At 43.1% G+C, this 15,785-nt stretch carries 12 protein-coding genes; 5 read left to right on the forward strand and 7 right to left on the reverse strand.

The window, feature by feature from the left end; all coding sequences use genetic code 11:
• Positions 1–20: 20 nt before the first annotated feature.
• A complete protein-coding gene (gene msrA / locus myaer_RS08450; protein ID WP_046661782.1) occupies positions 21–683 on the reverse strand; it encodes a peptide-methionine (S)-S-oxide reductase MsrA in 663 nt (220 codons plus the stop codon).
• Between the two features lie 584 nt (positions 684–1,267).
• On the opposite strand from msrA, the gene myaer_RS08455 reads away from it, so the two are divergent.
• Complete coding sequence (locus myaer_RS08455) at positions 1,268–3,250, forward strand: ATP-dependent nuclease (protein WP_046661783.1); 1,983 nt, start codon at positions 1,268–1,270, stop codon at positions 3,248–3,250.
• A 211-nt stretch (positions 3,251–3,461) separates the two neighbouring features.
• Here the strand turns inward: myaer_RS08455 and myaer_RS08460 are convergent, their stop codons facing one another.
• The 3 genes from myaer_RS08460 to sat all read right to left on the reverse strand — a co-directional run bounded on the left by myaer_RS08460 (position 3,462) and on the right by sat (position 8,780).
• Complete coding sequence (locus myaer_RS08460; RefSeq protein ID WP_046661784.1) at positions 3,462–5,114, reverse strand: DUF6930 domain-containing protein; 1,653 nt, start codon at positions 5,112–5,114, stop codon at positions 3,462–3,464.
• A gap of 75 nt (positions 5,115–5,189) precedes the next feature.
• A complete protein-coding gene (locus tag myaer_RS08465) occupies positions 5,190–7,262 on the reverse strand; it encodes a caspase family protein (RefSeq protein ID WP_046661785.1) in 2,073 nt (690 codons plus the stop codon).
• 348 nt (positions 7,263–7,610) lie between these two features.
• Complete coding sequence (sat, locus tag myaer_RS08470; protein ID WP_046661786.1) at positions 7,611–8,780, reverse strand: sulfate adenylyltransferase; 1,170 nt, start codon at positions 8,778–8,780, stop codon at positions 7,611–7,613.
• 131 nt (positions 8,781–8,911) lie between these two features.
• On the opposite strand from sat, the gene myaer_RS08475 reads away from it, so the two are divergent.
• Both myaer_RS08475 and hppD read left to right on the forward strand, forming a co-directional pair.
• Positions 8,912–9,616 carry an SDR family oxidoreductase gene (locus myaer_RS08475; RefSeq protein WP_002803710.1) on the forward strand — a complete coding sequence of 235 codons (705 nt, stop codon included), beginning with the start codon at positions 8,912–8,914 and terminating at the stop codon, positions 9,614–9,616.
• 140 nt (positions 9,617–9,756) lie between these two features.
• The gene (gene hppD, locus myaer_RS08480) at positions 9,757–10,842 is read left to right on the forward strand and encodes a 4-hydroxyphenylpyruvate dioxygenase (RefSeq protein ID WP_046663657.1); all 1,086 of its coding nucleotides are present in this window, start codon (positions 9,757–9,759) and stop codon (positions 10,840–10,842) included.
• 31 nt (positions 10,843–10,873) lie between these two features.
• On the opposite strand, the gene myaer_RS08485 is transcribed toward hppD, so the two are convergent.
• Positions 10,874–11,410 carry a retropepsin-like aspartic protease family protein gene (locus myaer_RS08485; protein WP_046661787.1) on the reverse strand — a complete coding sequence of 179 codons (537 nt, stop codon included), beginning with the start codon at positions 11,408–11,410 and terminating at the stop codon, positions 10,874–10,876.
• 83 nt (positions 11,411–11,493) lie between these two features.
• On the reverse strand, positions 11,494–11,835 hold the full coding sequence (locus tag myaer_RS08490) for a histidine triad nucleotide-binding protein (protein ID WP_002798810.1): 342 nt from the start codon (positions 11,833–11,835) through the stop codon (positions 11,494–11,496).
• 181 nt (positions 11,836–12,016) lie between these two features.
• Here myaer_RS08490 and myaer_RS08495 point away from each other — a divergent pair, with 181 nt between their 5' ends.
• Complete coding sequence (locus myaer_RS08495) at positions 12,017–13,543, forward strand: YifB family Mg chelatase-like AAA ATPase (protein ID WP_046661788.1); 1,527 nt, start codon at positions 12,017–12,019, stop codon at positions 13,541–13,543.
• 292 nt (positions 13,544–13,835) lie between these two features.
• On the opposite strand, the gene myaer_RS08500 is transcribed toward myaer_RS08495, so the two are convergent.
• On the reverse strand, positions 13,836–15,137 hold the full coding sequence (locus myaer_RS08500; RefSeq protein WP_046661789.1) for a hypothetical protein: 1,302 nt from the start codon (positions 15,135–15,137) through the stop codon (positions 13,836–13,838).
• A gap of 198 nt (positions 15,138–15,335) precedes the next feature.
• Here myaer_RS08500 and myaer_RS08505 point away from each other — a divergent pair, with 198 nt between their 5' ends.
• Positions 15,336–15,764 carry a hypothetical protein gene (locus myaer_RS08505; protein WP_002740194.1) on the forward strand — a complete coding sequence of 143 codons (429 nt, stop codon included), beginning with the start codon at positions 15,336–15,338 and terminating at the stop codon, positions 15,762–15,764.
• Positions 15,765–15,785: the final 21 nt, after the last annotated feature.

Below are 15,785 nucleotides of genomic sequence, written 5' to 3' on the forward strand. Positions count from 1 at the left end.
TAACTGACGGCTAACCCTACTTAATTTAATTTCAGATCAAGAGCGATCGGACATTCCACTTTCGTTCCCCCTAAACCACAGTAACCGCCGGGGTTTTTAGCTAAATACTGCTGATGATAAACTTCAGCATAATAAAATTCAGGTGCGTCGATAATTTCCGTGGTAATCTGACCGTAGTTCGCTTTATTGAGAGCTTCTTGGTAGATCGATCGAGATTTTTCCGCTAATTGCTTTTGCTGGGGATTATAAGTATAGATACCCGATCGATACTGGGTTCCCGTATCATTACCCTGACGCATTCCTTGGGTGGGATTATGACTTTCCCAGAAAACCTTTAACAGTTGTTCGTAGGAAATCACACTGGGATCATAGACCACTAAGACCACTTCATTATGCCCAGTCATGCCGGTACACACTTCCTGATAGGTGGGATTAGGGGTGATACCAGCCGCATAACCCACGGCCGTGGTGTAAACTCCTTCTAATTGCCAAAATTTGCGCTCTGCTCCCCAAAAACAGCCTAAACCAAACATTGCGGTTTCCATACCGGCGGGAAAGGGGGGCTGCAAAGGATGACCGTTAACGTAGTGGGCGCTAGGTACGGGCATTTTTTCCGATCGCCCAGGTAGGGCCTCCCTTGCTGTGGGCAAAGTTAATTTTTTTCCGAATCCGAATAACGCCATAATTAAGAATTTGTCCAGAAAGTTTTACCTTACTTTACATTGTCGCTTAATTTTGGCGATTTCAGTGATCGGTGATCAGAACCGAGGCTGCAGATCAATTTTTGTCAATCTACTGATACCATTTTTCTCAAGTAATGGCAGAGATGGTTAATTTCCCTTCCCCCCAACCCCGGTCCGGCGAAGGGAAGAGGCGAGTAGGATGCCTGCCACGAATAAAGAAAAATGCTATCAGCCAATTACTTTGAGAGTTAAGCAGTAAGCGTTGGGGTGGTTGGGTGTCGCTTTTTCAATTGAATTAATACGTTTTCTCCTAAGTATTGTTTCGCTCAAACCAACCTACGAGGCTGCTCCCTAATTAGATTTAATTGGGCTAACCTACTTCCCAATTGTGTTAGCATCAGAGATAAGTATAAAACAGCCGAACGATTAAAGCGGGACTATTGGCTCTATGTGGTGTTTAACTGTGGGACAATGTCGGAAGTTTATGTCATTCGAGATGCGGTTACGCTAGGACGGCAACCTGTTACAAGCATTGAACATTATCAGCTTCGACTAGAGGCAATTCTACGGCAGGATGAACGGGAATGAAGATCAGCAAAATTCAGATTAAAAATTTTAAGTCTTTTCAAAATGTTACCGTAGATTTAGATCCTGATTTTAATGTCTTTACTGGGGTTAATAATTCAGGAAAAACCAATTTGCTAGAGGCGATCGCTCTTTGGCATGAGTGTTTTAACTTCTTGTTATACCAAGCAATTCGTGCTAAACCTGAACGTTATCGAGCGGGGCATTATGTTTTTAAAGATACTCAGTATTTACTTTACACAGATGTAAAAACGGTTCGTAGTTCTAATATTGATGACTTATTTTATCAGTGCGATAAAAGTCAAAAAATTGAATTAATCTTTATCTTTCAAGACATATATTCTGAGCAAAGACCAAACCCATTATTAAAGATTGGTTTTTCAATTACAAATTCCCATGGCAACAGCTACAAGCTAGAATTTTTAAATCGTCAAGATTTTGATTTTTTTCAGTTTAACCAACTATTTCATAATTTTCCTAAAGCAATTGGCTGTTCTTTTGCTTCTCCTGTTGCAACGATTAGAGCAGACGAAAGATTTTTAACTACTCCGCAGGTACTAGAAGCAATTCAAAAGCGAGAATCGGTTGAAGTCATTCGTAATCGTCTATACACTCTTCATAGTGATCAAGCAGATCCTCAATTGTATGAGAGATTTAAGCGCGATTTGTCGTATATTCTCTTTGATAGCCCTAGTGCAGAGGTTAGCTTTTTTACTTCTAGTGATTTTCGGGATGATGTCAAAGTTATTATTAATTACAAAATTGATAATCGTGATATAGAAAAAGATATTTCTTTACTGGGAAGTGGGACAATACAGATTATTGTAATTTTATTAAATTTATATTCTTTTGGGCAAAGAAATGATCTCAATTTGATTCTTTTTGATGAGCCTGATAGTCATATTCATCGTGACATACAGAGTCGGCTAATCAATACACTGCTTAGATTCTCTGAGACAACACAAATTTTTTTAACAACTCATAATGAAAGTTTAATTCGACAGGTTTCTTTACATCAATTATTTCATCTGGAAAATAGACCTCAATATAATTATAATGCTTTATCTCGACAAGAACTTCCCGTAGAGCCACGCTTTAAAGGAATTTATCCCTCTGCGCTAAATCCTATTATTAGTTCTTTAGGGAATAGTAATGGTTTAGATTTTATTAATGCCGTTGAAGCGGATAAAATCATTTTTGTCGAAGGTCAGGATGATGCAAAAGCAATTTATACGTTATTACAAAAGAATACTATTGGTATAAATACAAAAAAATATTCTTTCTGGGTGATGGGCGGAGTCTCTCAAATTTTTAAGGATTTACCTAGTTATAAAAAGATTTTTCAGTTAATTAAAAATCAGCAGAATTTATGGCAAAAATCTGTGTTAATTTTTGATAGAGATTTCTTAAATGACGACCATAAAAATCTAATTATAAATAATTTAAATAATCGGTTTAATTTGCCAACTTATATCCCAAGTGCATATACGTTTGAATCTATTTTATTGACAGATTTTGATAAATTAGGTAGGTTACTTTTTCTGTGGTTAAGTCACCAGCAAAATTCGATTTCAGTGGATGCCGTAAGTCTTGCTCAAGGTCTTAAACAAGCCTATCTGAACTATATGAATCCCAAATTAGAGCAATTACTCAATGATAATGAGGCATTTGAACAAATCATCTATCAATGCCGCTCTATTCGGGATAAGCTTAAGAGTGATGATATGTTGGGTACAAATGATAGGTCAATTCCAGAAAATGATGTTCAATTATCAACTGCTTATCGCAACTATTTCAATCAAATTTTGAATACACGGGATTTTTACAAGTATGCCAAAAAAGATGACGTTCAAGCAATTATCAATCAGGTGATCAGCCCTCATAATATAGCGTTTAATATTGAGCAGGATTTTATTGCTTTATTAGAATGCGTTGATCGCTCAACTTGGTTTGAGGAGTGGGATTTTTTAACGAGATTGTAGAATTTTAACCATGATGACCTACCCTAAACGACTGATCGAAGTTGACCTACCCATTAAGGGAATTTCTGCCCATGCGCGGCGGTAAAAATCGATTCGTCATGGGCATATTTCTACACTTCATAGCGCAGCTTGACGGTGGGAGTATGTCAATGAATTTGCCAAGCAAACTGATTACTGTTCACTAAAAAAGCTGCGCCGCTGCCCGTTAAAATTAACTAAAGTGAGGCATAAGAGTCAAAACTCCCAAGTCTAAATCTTTACTATCGATCGATTTTGCCTCGTAGAGGGCTAACATATCGTTTAATTGGGGATTACCGCAGGAGGAACCAGTTACCCCCATGGCAACAATCAAACCACAATAACCCTCGGTATTTTTGATGCGTTTTTGCCAATTGCGGCGAGCATTACGGTGGTCGGGATCATCTTGCTCGAATTCCCCAAACAGATAGAGATCACCGTTAGCCATTTTCAGAATCCCGAGATCATAACGGGTATCTTCTAAGGGATCTTCGCCGGGGTTAAAACCAATAGCCTCCAAACCGCCAGCTTGTTGGATTTTTTCGATCAGTTCCTTGGCTTTCGGTCGGGAGGTCTGGATCATAACCACGGGGAAACCCTCTCCTTTTGTCGGTACGGACTGGGGTTGATAATGGATCTTCGGCCGATTGCGAATTTTATCCAATAATTGCCAGGGAACCATTCCCAGACTCAGATGTGCATTATCAGGGACTAGATTCTCCTTGAGTACGGATTCTTCCTCATCATCATCCTCATCATCATCGTCGTCGTCGTCGTCCTCCTCTAAGAGTTGCATAAATTCCGCACATAGATCGGGCATCGTGGCTACCGTCACCGCCACGGTTTCCCCTTTTGCTTGTTCGGGATCGAGGGGAATGCGAAAACGACGCTGTAATTCTCCGATTGGTTCTTCCGATAAAGCGGATTGATTGCCTTTCAAAAAGCGCAACAGAGCCATTAAAGCTAAATATACCGTGATTGCTTCTTCTTCATCTAAATAGGGGCGAATACCTTCGTAGGGATGCACGCTGCCAAAAACCGGATGAATCTGGGAGGGGGCAGCCGAGGCCAGATCGTAGTCATCCTCATCATCGTCCTCGTCATCATCGGCCAATTCGTAGCTTAAAAACCAGCAATCTTGGGAAAGAAAGGCTTTTTCTAATCTTTCCATCGATTTTTCTTCTAAAGCGGCCTGCCGGAATTGTTTGAGGGATGCTAGGGAACGATAGAGAATGACTCCGTATTCCCGACCGAGCATTCCCATGATACAGGCGTAAAGATACGGGAAATCGGGGCGATCGATCTTAATTTCCAAGATATCGTAATCAGCTAAACAGGACCAGGGTTCAGCTTTCCAAATTTCGTGAGCGGTTTTCACCAAAGCGGACTGCCAAGCGGGGGGAATTGCCGGGGGGCGGTTATTTTGGAATTCCTCGAATCCGCGAAAGAGATCATCGATCAGGGGCAAACTGGGGACATAATCGATGGTGATATCGAGATCTTGCAGTACCCCGCGCAGGAAAAACTGTGTTTCTCGATCGCGGACGATAATTTTTTTCGGTCTGGCTGGCCGGGCGGGATTTTGGGGTGTTTCGATGGCGCGGATTAAGGTTCTCACCATGGCCTCGGGCCCGGTTTCGGGGGAAACTACTTCCATAGCGCGTACACAGCCCTCGCTGCCATCCACCCAGATCACGCACTCGCCGCCGCTTTCTTGATTTGGTTCTAGGGTGGCCCGGGGCATTCTCTCGGATAAGGATAAAGCACGACGATCTCCTTCCCAAACGCTGGGAATTTGTGGGATTTTTTTGAGGCGGCTTTGGGTCGTCCGGGGCAGAAGATTCATCGGGAAATTTAGGGGTAGCTGTGTTAGGATTTTAACCTTTTCTTTTCAAGGATTCCATAGAATCATTCTATCGATTTAGTCGATAACTTGATAAATAAACCGGAAACCTGACCAAGTTCCCAGATCAAAGGCGTATTCATCAATTAAACTGCCAGAACTATCCATTTTCAAGCCTAAATCTAATTTTAGATCGCTCCAGAAAGCTCTGGCTATTTCTAGGGGGTTAGTCAGGGTGAGCAGTTGGGTTGCTTCTCCCTTGAGGCTTTGAGTGGCATTGAGAAGGGTTAAGGTGTTGGGGAAAGGATGGCGACTGAGGATCAGGAGATGTTCTCTGATGCCCTTGGCTTGACTAATTTTCCAATGCCCTTGGCGGTCATTGGGGATGGTGGCCTTGGTTTTGTCCGCCACGACAAAGGGGGCTAATGGGCTGGAATTGCTGAACTTATCGGGGTTTTCTGGACGGGAACAGTATAAAAACGGTTGGCGATCGCTGTCGAGGACAAGGATCAGTGCGTAGAGGGGTTGTTCTTCTTGATTCTCGATTTGATAGCGAATTTCCGTACCGACGGGCAGAATTAAGTCATTTTTAGCGGTATTAGCCCCCCTGCTACCCGCAATTTTTTGGGTTTGTACCGTGGAGATATAGGTTTGATCGAGGCTTTCCAGGGTGACAATGACGGCTAAACCGGAGGATTCTTGATTGATCAACAAGTGCCACAATTTGCAGGCCAGCAGGGTTTCTAGTTGCGATTGCAGTCGTTTAATCCCCGATTTAATTGCTTCGTTGGCCGCCCCTAAACTACCGATAATTAGGGAGCCATTAGGAGATAATAACTGATAATTGCCAGTTTCTTCGCTACCAACTCGACTTAAGAGACAATCTACCGTTTGTTCGCCAATGTTAACCACGGCGGCCACATCGGGCAAACTGGCAAAGGTACTGGTAGCATCTACCCGTTCAATCCGGGTTAAGTTACTATCCAAACCGACGATTAAGCCGATTTTACTCGGAAAAACCCGCAATTTTTCCTCTAGAATCTGTCCTATTTCTAGGGAAGCAGCGGCGGATAATAATTGCGCTTTCGCTTTTAAACCCTGACGGGAGAGAATTTGTAGGCTGATTTCCTCCCCAGTCGCCTCAATAAAGCTCAAACAGGAGTTAATCCCGTAATTTTCTAGGATTTCTAAGGGCAGGCCGACCAGATTGACTTCTAGGGTGCGTTCATCAATAAGATTTGTAACAATTGCCGCTCCACCCCTTGACTTTTCTGGCTGTATATGATATGGCGGCGCAGAATTATTTTGATTACCGGTCAGGATTGCCGGTTGCTGTTGTTCACTGCTGTGACTAGCGACGAGATGACGGAGACGGGGAAAAGCGATCGCAATTGTCGGACTGGGGCAAGCTTGCCAGAGATACTGGGTGAGATCATAGGTGAATAAGCCGGCATTGGGGCTATTACCGCTCAATTCCAGGGCGATTTGCTCTGGTTTAGCGGCAGCGAGAATAACGCCGTTACTAGACTTATTTTTGAGGTTAAAACGGGTTTTAATATCGGCAGCGAAAGTTAATTCGGCGGGGTTAAGATCAGTAATGGTTCTAGAATAGGAACGAATGCGAAGATTACCGAGATAGGGCTGAGGTTGGGGGAGATGACTACTATCAAAAATCAAGCTAAACTTATCCGTAGCTAGACAGCGAGCCATCAGCAGGATATTTTCCTTAAGTAAAGCATTTTCTGCCCCATCAGCAGTAATAAAAACTTCTTTTCTGTCCCCAACACTGCCATAACCACTAAAGTGAAAAATGACCACATCCCCTGCCTTGGCTTGGGCGATCAGGTGTTCTAAAAAAGCCGCTTCGATCGCTTCTCGACTGGCTTGTTGTCCCGTTAAAGTCACTATATCAGCATCCTGAAAACCAAAACGATAACGGAGAAGGTCTTTTTGTAACTCCACATCGGTAAGACAACCGGGCAGCGGCGGAATATTCGCCCCATACTGGTCAATACCGACTAAAAGAGCCAATTTTCGGGGATTAGGGGCGGCGAGAGCGGCCAAATGACGGTTAAGGGTCCCTTGACTAATCGCCAAAGTCAGCAACCCCCAACCTGTCTGCTGGATCAATTCTCGCCTAGTTATGTTCATCGGAAATTTTGGGTCTGAAACCCCGCCGTTCTACGGCGGCTTTACGTTAGAATTAAAAAGACCGTCTCGAAAACCAAGTGGGCGGACAGCACCTTGAAAACTCGGCTTAGGGAGTTCCGTTCAGAAAAGCTTGTCCGGGTAAAAAGTCGCGCGCAACAAGTACAAGAAGCGTTTAGTCAGAACCGTACCGTGGGACACACGGAATCGGGCTTCTGAAATGGAGCGAAAGTCTGTGGACTCTGTGTAAGACAGTACATGGTTTTTTAACTGTGGTATGCGACGGTGGTGGAAGCAGAAACTTAAATCGTGAGGTTTAGGAATCGCCGCACTTTTAGGGCGGCGAGGATGTCAAGATCCTTGCATGGCGCGGATTAATTCGGCAGCCACTTCTGGACGGGAGAATTCCGGAGGTGGTAATTCTCCTTTACGCAGCAGTTCCCGGACTTTCGTTCCCGAAAGGTGGATTCTTTCTTCTGGTAAACTGGGGCTAGTTTTGGTGGTTGCCATTCCCGAAGTGCGGGTACAGTAGAAAGCGTGTTCAAACTTCATCGGCACGATTCCCAATTCCCCAGGCTCGAACTCATCAAAGATATACTGAGCATCGTAGGTTCCGTAGTAGTCGCCGACTCCGGCATGGTCACGACCGACGATAAAATGGGTACAACCGTAGTTTTTACGGATAATAGCGTGAAAAATTGCTTCCCGGGGGCCAGCGTAACGCATAGCTGAGGGGTTGATAGCTAGAATAACGCGATCTTGGGGAAAGTATTTATCCATCATGATCTCATAGCAACGCATCCGCACATCGGCCGGCACATCATCGCTTTTGGTAGCGCCGACAAGGGGATGCAAGAATAAACCATCTACCACTTCTAGGGCGCATTTTTGAATGTATTCGTGGGCCCGGTGGATGGGATTACGGGTTTGGAAACCGACAATCGTTTTCCAAGCTTTTTCGTGGAACATTTGGCGCGATTGCAGAGGATCGATCTGATATTTGGGAAACTGGGGATGAGGATCGCGCTGAAGTAACCAAATTGGACCCGCGAGGTTAATTTCTCCCTGTTCGTAGAGGACTTTTACCCCAGGATGTTTCTGGTCGTCGGTACGATAGACGTTAACTGCTTCGTGGGCCTTATTGTAACGGTATTTTTGGGTTAGTTCCAGGACTCCGACAAAGTTGCCTTCGCTGTCATCTAAACGAATCCAGTTGCCTTCTTTGAGGGGATCCGCCACTTCTTCCCTAACGGAAAGAGTCACGGGAATTGCCCAGGGTAAACCATTGATTAGACGCATATCATCGACGACTTTTTCGTAGTCGTCCTGTTCCATAAAGCCTTTGAGGGGACTGAAACCACCAATAGCAATCATAACTAAATCCGAGAGCGCTCGTTCATCTAAGGAAACTCGCGGTAGTTTTTCAGCTAGGGCCAGAAATTCGGCTTTTTCGGCAGCGGTAGCAATACGATTAATTAATTGCCCACCGTGGGGCGCAATTCCTTCGGTCAGTACAGTCATAAAAATTTCTTTACATTGTCACGGTTTATCCTATCAGAAGTTGGTTAACCCTTAATCAAGGGGTTGGGACTAGCGATGATTTTCCAGTCGGAACAGTTTACAATAAGATTTGTAAAGAATTATCAATAATTATGAGCGAAAAAGTTGTTCTGATTGTCGGTGCTACGGGGGGGATCGGTGCCACTTTAGCGCGTAAACTAGCTGTTAATGGTCATAAACTCGTATTAGTGGCCAGAAATGCCGATAATTTATCTAATTTAGCTGGTGAGTTGCCTTGTCCCTCGTTAATTGTGCCGACGGATATCACTAATCCGACTCAGGTGGAAACTTTGATGGCCAAAATTGTCTCTCATTACGGCCGGTTGGATGTGTTGGTTAATGCGGCCGGAGCCGGTGTGATGAAACAATATAATAAAATCACGCCGGAAGATTTAGATAAAATGCTCGACCTCAATCTAAAGGGGAGTTTTTATACCTGTCAGGCTGCGGCTAATGTGATGAAGGAAAATAAGGCTGGTCATATCTGTAATGTGGTGGGAATTTTAGGTAAGCATTCTATGGCTATGGCTGCCGCTTATTGTGCTTCTAAATACGGGGTGGTCGGTTTTAGTAAATGTTTGGCCGATGAGTTAAAACGCTATGGTATTAAAATGACTTTATTCTATTTTGGTGGTGTTGATACTCCTTTTTGGGATCAGGTGAGCTTAAAAGTTGATCGCACTAAAATGTTAACCGCTCAAACCGCCGCCGATGCTATCTATTTTGCCATGAATGCTGAACCCCAAGCCGTCCCCATGGAAATTAATATTCAACCCGATAGTCATCTCTTTTTTTAGTCATCAGCTTTTTCAGTTATCAGTTATCAGTTATCAGTTATCAGTTATCAGTTATCAGTCAATAGCATTAAGTGGCAAGTTCGGAGTTTTATTTTCAATGTTTACTGCTCACTGAAAAAACCCTTTTTTTGACTTTATCTATGTTTATTGATCATATTCATTTTTATGTAGAATCGGCTAAAAAATGGCGGGATTGGTTTGTGGGGGTGATGGATTTTCAGGCGATCGCAAGTTTAGTTAATCTCCACACACACACGGAAATAGTCGGCAATGGCATCCAAAAAGATAAAACTAAACAGATTATTTTTATCTTATCTTCTCCCTTAAATTCCCTTAGTCCCGTGGCGGAATTTTTAAGTAAATATCCTGAAGGGGTGGTAGATGTGGCTTTTCAAGTGGAGGATTTAGACGCTTTAGCTAGGAAAATTAAACAGGATATTTTTATTCAGGAAACTGCTTTTTCTAGGGGGAAGATAAAAAGCTGTCAAATCTCTAGCATTGCTGATCTCAAACATACGTTAATTGAAAGACAGGGAATCACGCCAATTTTAGCCGATCCTAATCTGATTGAGTATGATATTAAGCAGCAATATAATCAGGATATTCTGGCAATTGATCATTTAGTTTTAAATGTTTTTCAAGGGAATTTAGAGTTAACAGCCAATTGGTATGAGGAAAATTTAGGCTTTAAAAAAAGGCAAACTTTTACTATTAAAACGGAGCGTTCTGGTCTTTATTCTCAGGTACTTGTTCACCCCGAAACTGAATTAAAATTACCGATTAATGAGCCAGATAGTAACAGTTCTCAAATTCAAGAATTTTTAGATATTAATCAAAAATCTGGCATTCAACACATTGCTTTAAAAACGGAAAATATTGTAAAATTAACTCAGAAATTAAGAGAAAAAAAGGTAGAGTTTTTATCAGTTCCCGACAGTTATTATCAACAAATTAACTATCAAAAGAAAGCCTTTAATATTGCTGATTGGGAATGGTCAGAAATAAAAAAAAGGGAAATTCTCATCGATTTTGAACAAAATAGTCATTCCCTCCAGGAAAAGCCAACTTTACTGCAAATTTTCACTAAACCAATTTTTTCCCAGCCGACTTTCTTTTTTGAATTAATCGAGCGACGTCATGCCGCTAGAGGTTTTGGAGAAGGCAACTTCCGGGCCTTATTTGAAGCGATCGAACGGGAACAAATACAGCGAGGAACTTTAGATTAGAGTCAGAAAAGCGATAATTTTTCCCATGAGACTATGAACGATAACGTAATTCAATCACATCTTTTTTGATCGTGACATCATAGGAACCAAAAAAGGTTTGTCCCAAGAGTCCTAACCCTTCCATTTGGGGAGAAATATTAACAATCTGATTATATAAAGTCATCTCGCCAGCTTTAACAGAATTAATGCGACCAAGATAACCAGTAACGACACCGCCGGCGGTATTATTGATTACTTCCCTTTCCCGTTTGACTTTCATCGCTTTTGCCATGGCATCGGTGAGGACGATCGAACTAGCTCCCGTATCAAAAAGCATTTCATAATAGTGACGGTTATTAAAAACTACCATCACCGTGGGAATGCCGTTAACCCGGCGTTGAATCGGTAGCTGATAAACTTGCGGGGAATTTTTCCTATTTCTGGATGAACCGCCACAGAGACGGCTAAGATCTATGTGTTGTCCATCTGCTCTTTGGAGAAAGCATTCCGATTGAGCGAGAGTCGCAGCGGTGAAGGGAAATAACAGCAAAGTGCTGGCTAATGCGATCGCAGAAATAGACCTATTCATGGGTTTAACATCGAGAAGACCGACTCGGAAAAGAACGCTTCTAGCCCTATAATTCCCCAAAAATGCGGGAAAATAAGGGGGGTTTAACCCGGAGGCCAGGTCATTGGGCGATCGCCTAAGAGATGGACATGAAGATGATCGACGGTTTGACCCCCATGTTCCCCATTATTGATCACCACTCGATAACCTTGACTTAATTTGGCTTCGGCGGCCACTTTTTTAACAGTTAGTAACAAATGTCCCAATAAATCGCGATCGCTGTCGCTGGCTTCCTCTAGTTTCGGAATCGGTTTTTTGGGGATAATGAGGATATGGGTGGGTGCTTGGGGATTAACATCTCGAAAAGCGAGAACCAGATCATCTTCATAAACGATCGAGGCTGGAATTTCTTTACGGATAATTTTGCTAAAAATAGTCTCGCTCATAGACAAATTGCTTTTTTTTTCAACTATACCATTAAGCTCTCAGCTTTTCTGGTGAGGTTATCCCTATAAATACGCTGATTTTCTGGGTAAATTCCCAGATAAAATCATTTTTATGCGGAAAACTAGCCTAACATCCTGTTTCATTTTCCTAAGAACTCACTTTATTTTTACTTGAGCCAAAATGTTAGCAAGGGTTTGGAGTGCGGCAATTATCGGTATTGATGCCATTAAAATCGGGGTAGAGGTGGATGTATCGGGGGGATTACCCGGAATTGCCGTGGTGGGTTTACCCGATACCGCCGTGCAGGAGTCGAAAGAAAGGGTAAAAGCTTCCCTAAAAAATGCCGGATTTGCCTTTCCCATCCGCAAAATTGTCATCAATTTAAGTCCCGCCGATATCCGCAAAGAGGGGCCAATTTATGATTTACCGATTAGTATCGGCATTTTAGGAGCCTCCGAACAGGTAGAAGCCGGTTTATTGGGGGATTTTCTCTTTTTAGGCGAATTATCCCTTGATGGTAGTTTGCGTCCCGTGGCGGGGGTTTTACCCATTGCTGCCGCCGCCGAAAAAATGGGGATCAAGGGTTTAGTGGTTCCCGCCGATAATGCCAAAGAAGCGGCCGTGGTCAAAGGCGTACAAGTGTATGGGTTTCGTCATCTATCGGAAGTGGTAAATTTCTTAAATGAACCCGATCGCCATTCACCGATGACTTTTAACGCTGCCGAGGAATTTGGGCGATCGCAGGTAAATCTCCCCGATCTCAAGGATGTCAAAGGTCAAGCCATTGGCCGGCGGGCCCTGGAAATTGCCGCAGCTGGAGGTCATAACCTAATTTTTGTCGGGCCCCCTGGGAGCGGTAAAACCATGTTAGCGCGACGTTTACCCGGAATTCTGCCCCAGCTTACCTTTGCTGAATCCCTAGAAGTCTCCCAGATTCATTCCGTCGCCGGATTATTGAAAGATCGAGGTTCCCTGGTGCGCGAGCGTCCTTTTCGCAGTCCCCATCACTCCGCTTCCGGGGCAGCGCTGGTGGGAGGTGGCACTTATCCCCGACCGGGGGAAATCTCCCTTTCCCACCGTGGTATTTTATTTTTGGACGAATTAACGGAATTTAAGCGCAGTGTCTTGGAATATCTCCGACAACCCCTAGAGGATGGTTATGTGAGCATTTCTCGCACTCGTCTTTCCGTCGCTTTTCCGGCCCGTTTTACCTTGGTGGCGAGTACCAATCCCTGTCCCTGTGGTTATTACGGCGATTCAGTGCAACCCTGCAGCTGTTCACCGCGACAACGGGAACAATATTGGGCGAAATTATCGGGTCCGCTTTTAGACCGTATTGACCTACAAGTGACGGTAAATCGCCTGAAACCAGAAGAAATGACCCAAGAGAGTCGGGGAGAAGCTTCTGAGCAAGTGCGGCAACGGGTGGAAAGGGCCAGACAAAAGGCCAGCGATCGCTTTCAAAATACCGAGATTTGCTCTAATGCGGAGATGAATTCCGAGCATTTGCGGCGTTTTTGCGCTCTTGATCATAGCAGTCGCCATATTTTAGAAGGGGCAATCCGAAAATTGGGTTTATCGGCCCGAGCAATGGATCGCATTCTCAAAGTTGCCCGCACCATTGCCGATTTAGGAGATAGTGAAATGCTGAAAAGTTCCCACGTTGCCGAAGCAATTCAGTATCGCACTCTCGATCGTTTAAGTTAGGGTTTGCGGCAAAAAGTTTGTTGGTGGGGTTAGGAGTCGGTCGTCAGGATTCAGGAGGCAGGAGACAGCTTTTTTCTTCCCACTTCCCACTTCCCACTTCCCACTTTCAAGTCAGAATAACAGAATGACCTCCCACACAGCAAAAGCGATTAAGTAGGTAGGCGTTAAAAATTATCAGACACCCCCGTTATCAAGGGTAGGGTTGATTCATGAATCAACCCTACCTTATCAAGGGGGGATCAAGGGGGGATTAAAGGCAAAATCCATTTTTAATTTAATTATAACCAGCTACTTAATCGGGGGATTCTAAGCGTTTTTGCCATTCTCGATCGATTTTATCGGAGCGCTCGATCTCTTGTTCGATATAGTCTTGATCGGTAGAATAACTAATATCAGCATCTGTAATCACTTTTTGGTCAGCGAATTGACGAGAGTAGGCCAGTTTTTGCTCTAATTCAGGATTATTTTGTGCTAATAGATCTGCTCTTTTTTCTCGCTGTTGATTGCGTTGATTAACTCGCTCATTTCTCCACTGCAAAAAGAAATAACGACCGAGGGGAATCCCCAAAAAAGCAGCGGCATAACTGAGGAGAAAACCGTAGATCCCTGTGACTATCGACCCCAGAGAACCGCTCAAATCGACACTATCACTGTTGAGCAAATATCCTAAAACTAAAGCGAGGATAAAGTTAACCGCCCCTAAACCTAAAGCTAAGATAATTTGACCGCTATCTGCTTCGCTAAACTTCCAGCGTTTTTCCCTTAGATAGGGTGACAATGCTTGTACTTTTCTCTCTTTGGTTGTCACCTGTAGATCGGGAAAATAATAGATAATATCGCCTCGATCGGACACTTCCGGCAACCCATTAAAACGAGTTAAAACTGGGAGTATATAATCTTCTGTCTCCTCCTGACTGGGGTTAATACTATCGAGATAGGGGGCAATTTGTGGAGCGATAATCGAGCCACGATTATTTTGAATTACTTTACCGATAGTTTGCCAGCGTCTCTCCTCTAAATTAAAATTAGGATCGCCATCGCCAAAAAGAAAAGAAAAAACTGACTCGAGAAAATTCATCTTACTAGAGGGTTTTTCTGCCTTAACTTCCCTATCTCTTTTTTCGTAGTAGTTATTACCAAAATCAGGATAAAAAATCCAGAAAAAGTCCGTGGGAAAGAAGTTAATATTAATTTTGCTATCTCCAGAATTGTTATCCGAGTCACTATCTTTAAACATTAAGCCGATCAGGATTGCCAGAATAGCCAGCAAGAGGATTAAAATCGAAATAATTAAAACAATGCCGAAGGAAATGCGAATAACATAAAAAACTACTTTCCAGATTTTACTGGCGAAAGCTTTTAACTGCAATTGCCAATATTTATTCAGAAGAATTGAGCGAAAATTTTCAGGGAAAAGATAGATAATCTCCCCCGTATCTGCTACCTGTAAATGTCCCCCCGCTTCCGCCGCTAAAGCTAATAATCCCTGTTGTGCAGCGTTAATCTCTAAACCCGATTTTGCCGCCACATCACCCACCGTAACCCGATAGCCTAATTTTTCGATCGATTGTAATAGAGACTCTTGGGGATTCATAGAAAATACTGTTCCTGTCGATTGTCCTATTTTCTAGTTTAGTTTTGATTTTGTCTTTTTGGCAGCGGCTATCTTGATTGACAGGTGCGCCATTTTTAACTCGATCGAGAAAATATCGTTATAATTGTTCCAATAGTCGCAAAAAGCAGGGCTAAACTGTATAAATAGTTACTTTATAAGCAATTATCAGAGGTGAGCATGAATGCGTCGGAACAGGCAAAAGGATTAGAATTAACGGCAAAGATCGCCACACTCGTCAACCTGTTTAAACAACAATTCCCCGATGCAAAGGCAGATCTGAAACCTTGGCGCAACGATCCCCACACAAGGGAGTTAACGGATCCCGACTCGATCGATATCGCTTTCCATTTTCCAGGCTGGAGTCCCAGAATTCAAGGGCGCAGTATTCTGGTACAAATTCGTTTTCATCTCGATAGCGAGGATCAGCATCAGCGTTTGATTGGCTTAGAAATGCAGGCTTTTAACCATCAAGGAACCGCTTGGCGACTATCTACGGTGGAAAATTGGCAATTAGTCGGCAATTATCAACCTTCTCCTAAGGTGGCTGATAAGTTAAAATATTTCAGCCGGCAGGTGTTTGAAGTTTTTAAAAATGAGCATCTATAGCTGATTTATCAATAATTTAAT

The organism is Microcystis aeruginosa NIES-2549 (genome assembly GCF_000981785.2).
Taxonomy (GTDB): Bacteria; Cyanobacteriota; Cyanobacteriia; order Cyanobacteriales; family Microcystaceae; genus Microcystis; species Microcystis aeruginosa_C.

What these genes read in the sequence shown, in the direction of transcription:
- myaer_RS08500 (WP_046661789.1), bottom strand. Translation starts at nt 15,137, where the DNA reads ATGAATCCCCAAGAGTCTCTATTACAATCGATCGAAAAATTAGGCTAT.
- myaer_RS08455 (WP_046661783.1), top strand. Translation starts at nt 1,268, where the DNA reads ATGAAGATCAGCAAAATTCAGATTAAAAATTTTAAGTCTTTTCAAAAT.
- sat (WP_046661786.1), bottom strand. Translation starts at nt 8,780, where the DNA reads ATGACTGTACTGACCGAAGGAATTGCGCCCCACGGTGGGCAATTAATT.
- myaer_RS08465 (WP_046661785.1), bottom strand. Translation starts at nt 7,262, where the DNA reads ATGAACATAACTAGGCGAGAATTGATCCAGCAGACAGGTTGGGGGTTG.
- myaer_RS08475 (WP_002803710.1), top strand. Translation starts at nt 8,912, where the DNA reads ATGAGCGAAAAAGTTGTTCTGATTGTCGGTGCTACGGGGGGGATCGGT.
- myaer_RS08485 (WP_046661787.1), bottom strand. Translation starts at nt 11,410, where the DNA reads ATGAATAGGTCTATTTCTGCGATCGCATTAGCCAGCACTTTGCTGTTA.
- msrA (WP_046661782.1), bottom strand. Translation starts at nt 683, where the DNA reads ATGGCGTTATTCGGATTCGGAAAAAAATTAACTTTGCCCACAGCAAGG.
- myaer_RS08460 (WP_046661784.1), bottom strand. Translation starts at nt 5,114, where the DNA reads ATGAATCTTCTGCCCCGGACGACCCAAAGCCGCCTCAAAAAAATCCCA.
- myaer_RS08495 (WP_046661788.1), top strand. Translation starts at nt 12,017, where the DNA reads ATGTTAGCAAGGGTTTGGAGTGCGGCAATTATCGGTATTGATGCCATT.
- myaer_RS08490 (WP_002798810.1), bottom strand. Translation starts at nt 11,835, where the DNA reads ATGAGCGAGACTATTTTTAGCAAAATTATCCGTAAAGAAATTCCAGCC.
- myaer_RS08505 (WP_002740194.1), top strand. Translation starts at nt 15,336, where the DNA reads ATGAATGCGTCGGAACAGGCAAAAGGATTAGAATTAACGGCAAAGATC.
- hppD (WP_046663657.1), top strand. Translation starts at nt 9,757, where the DNA reads ATGTTTATTGATCATATTCATTTTTATGTAGAATCGGCTAAAAAATGG.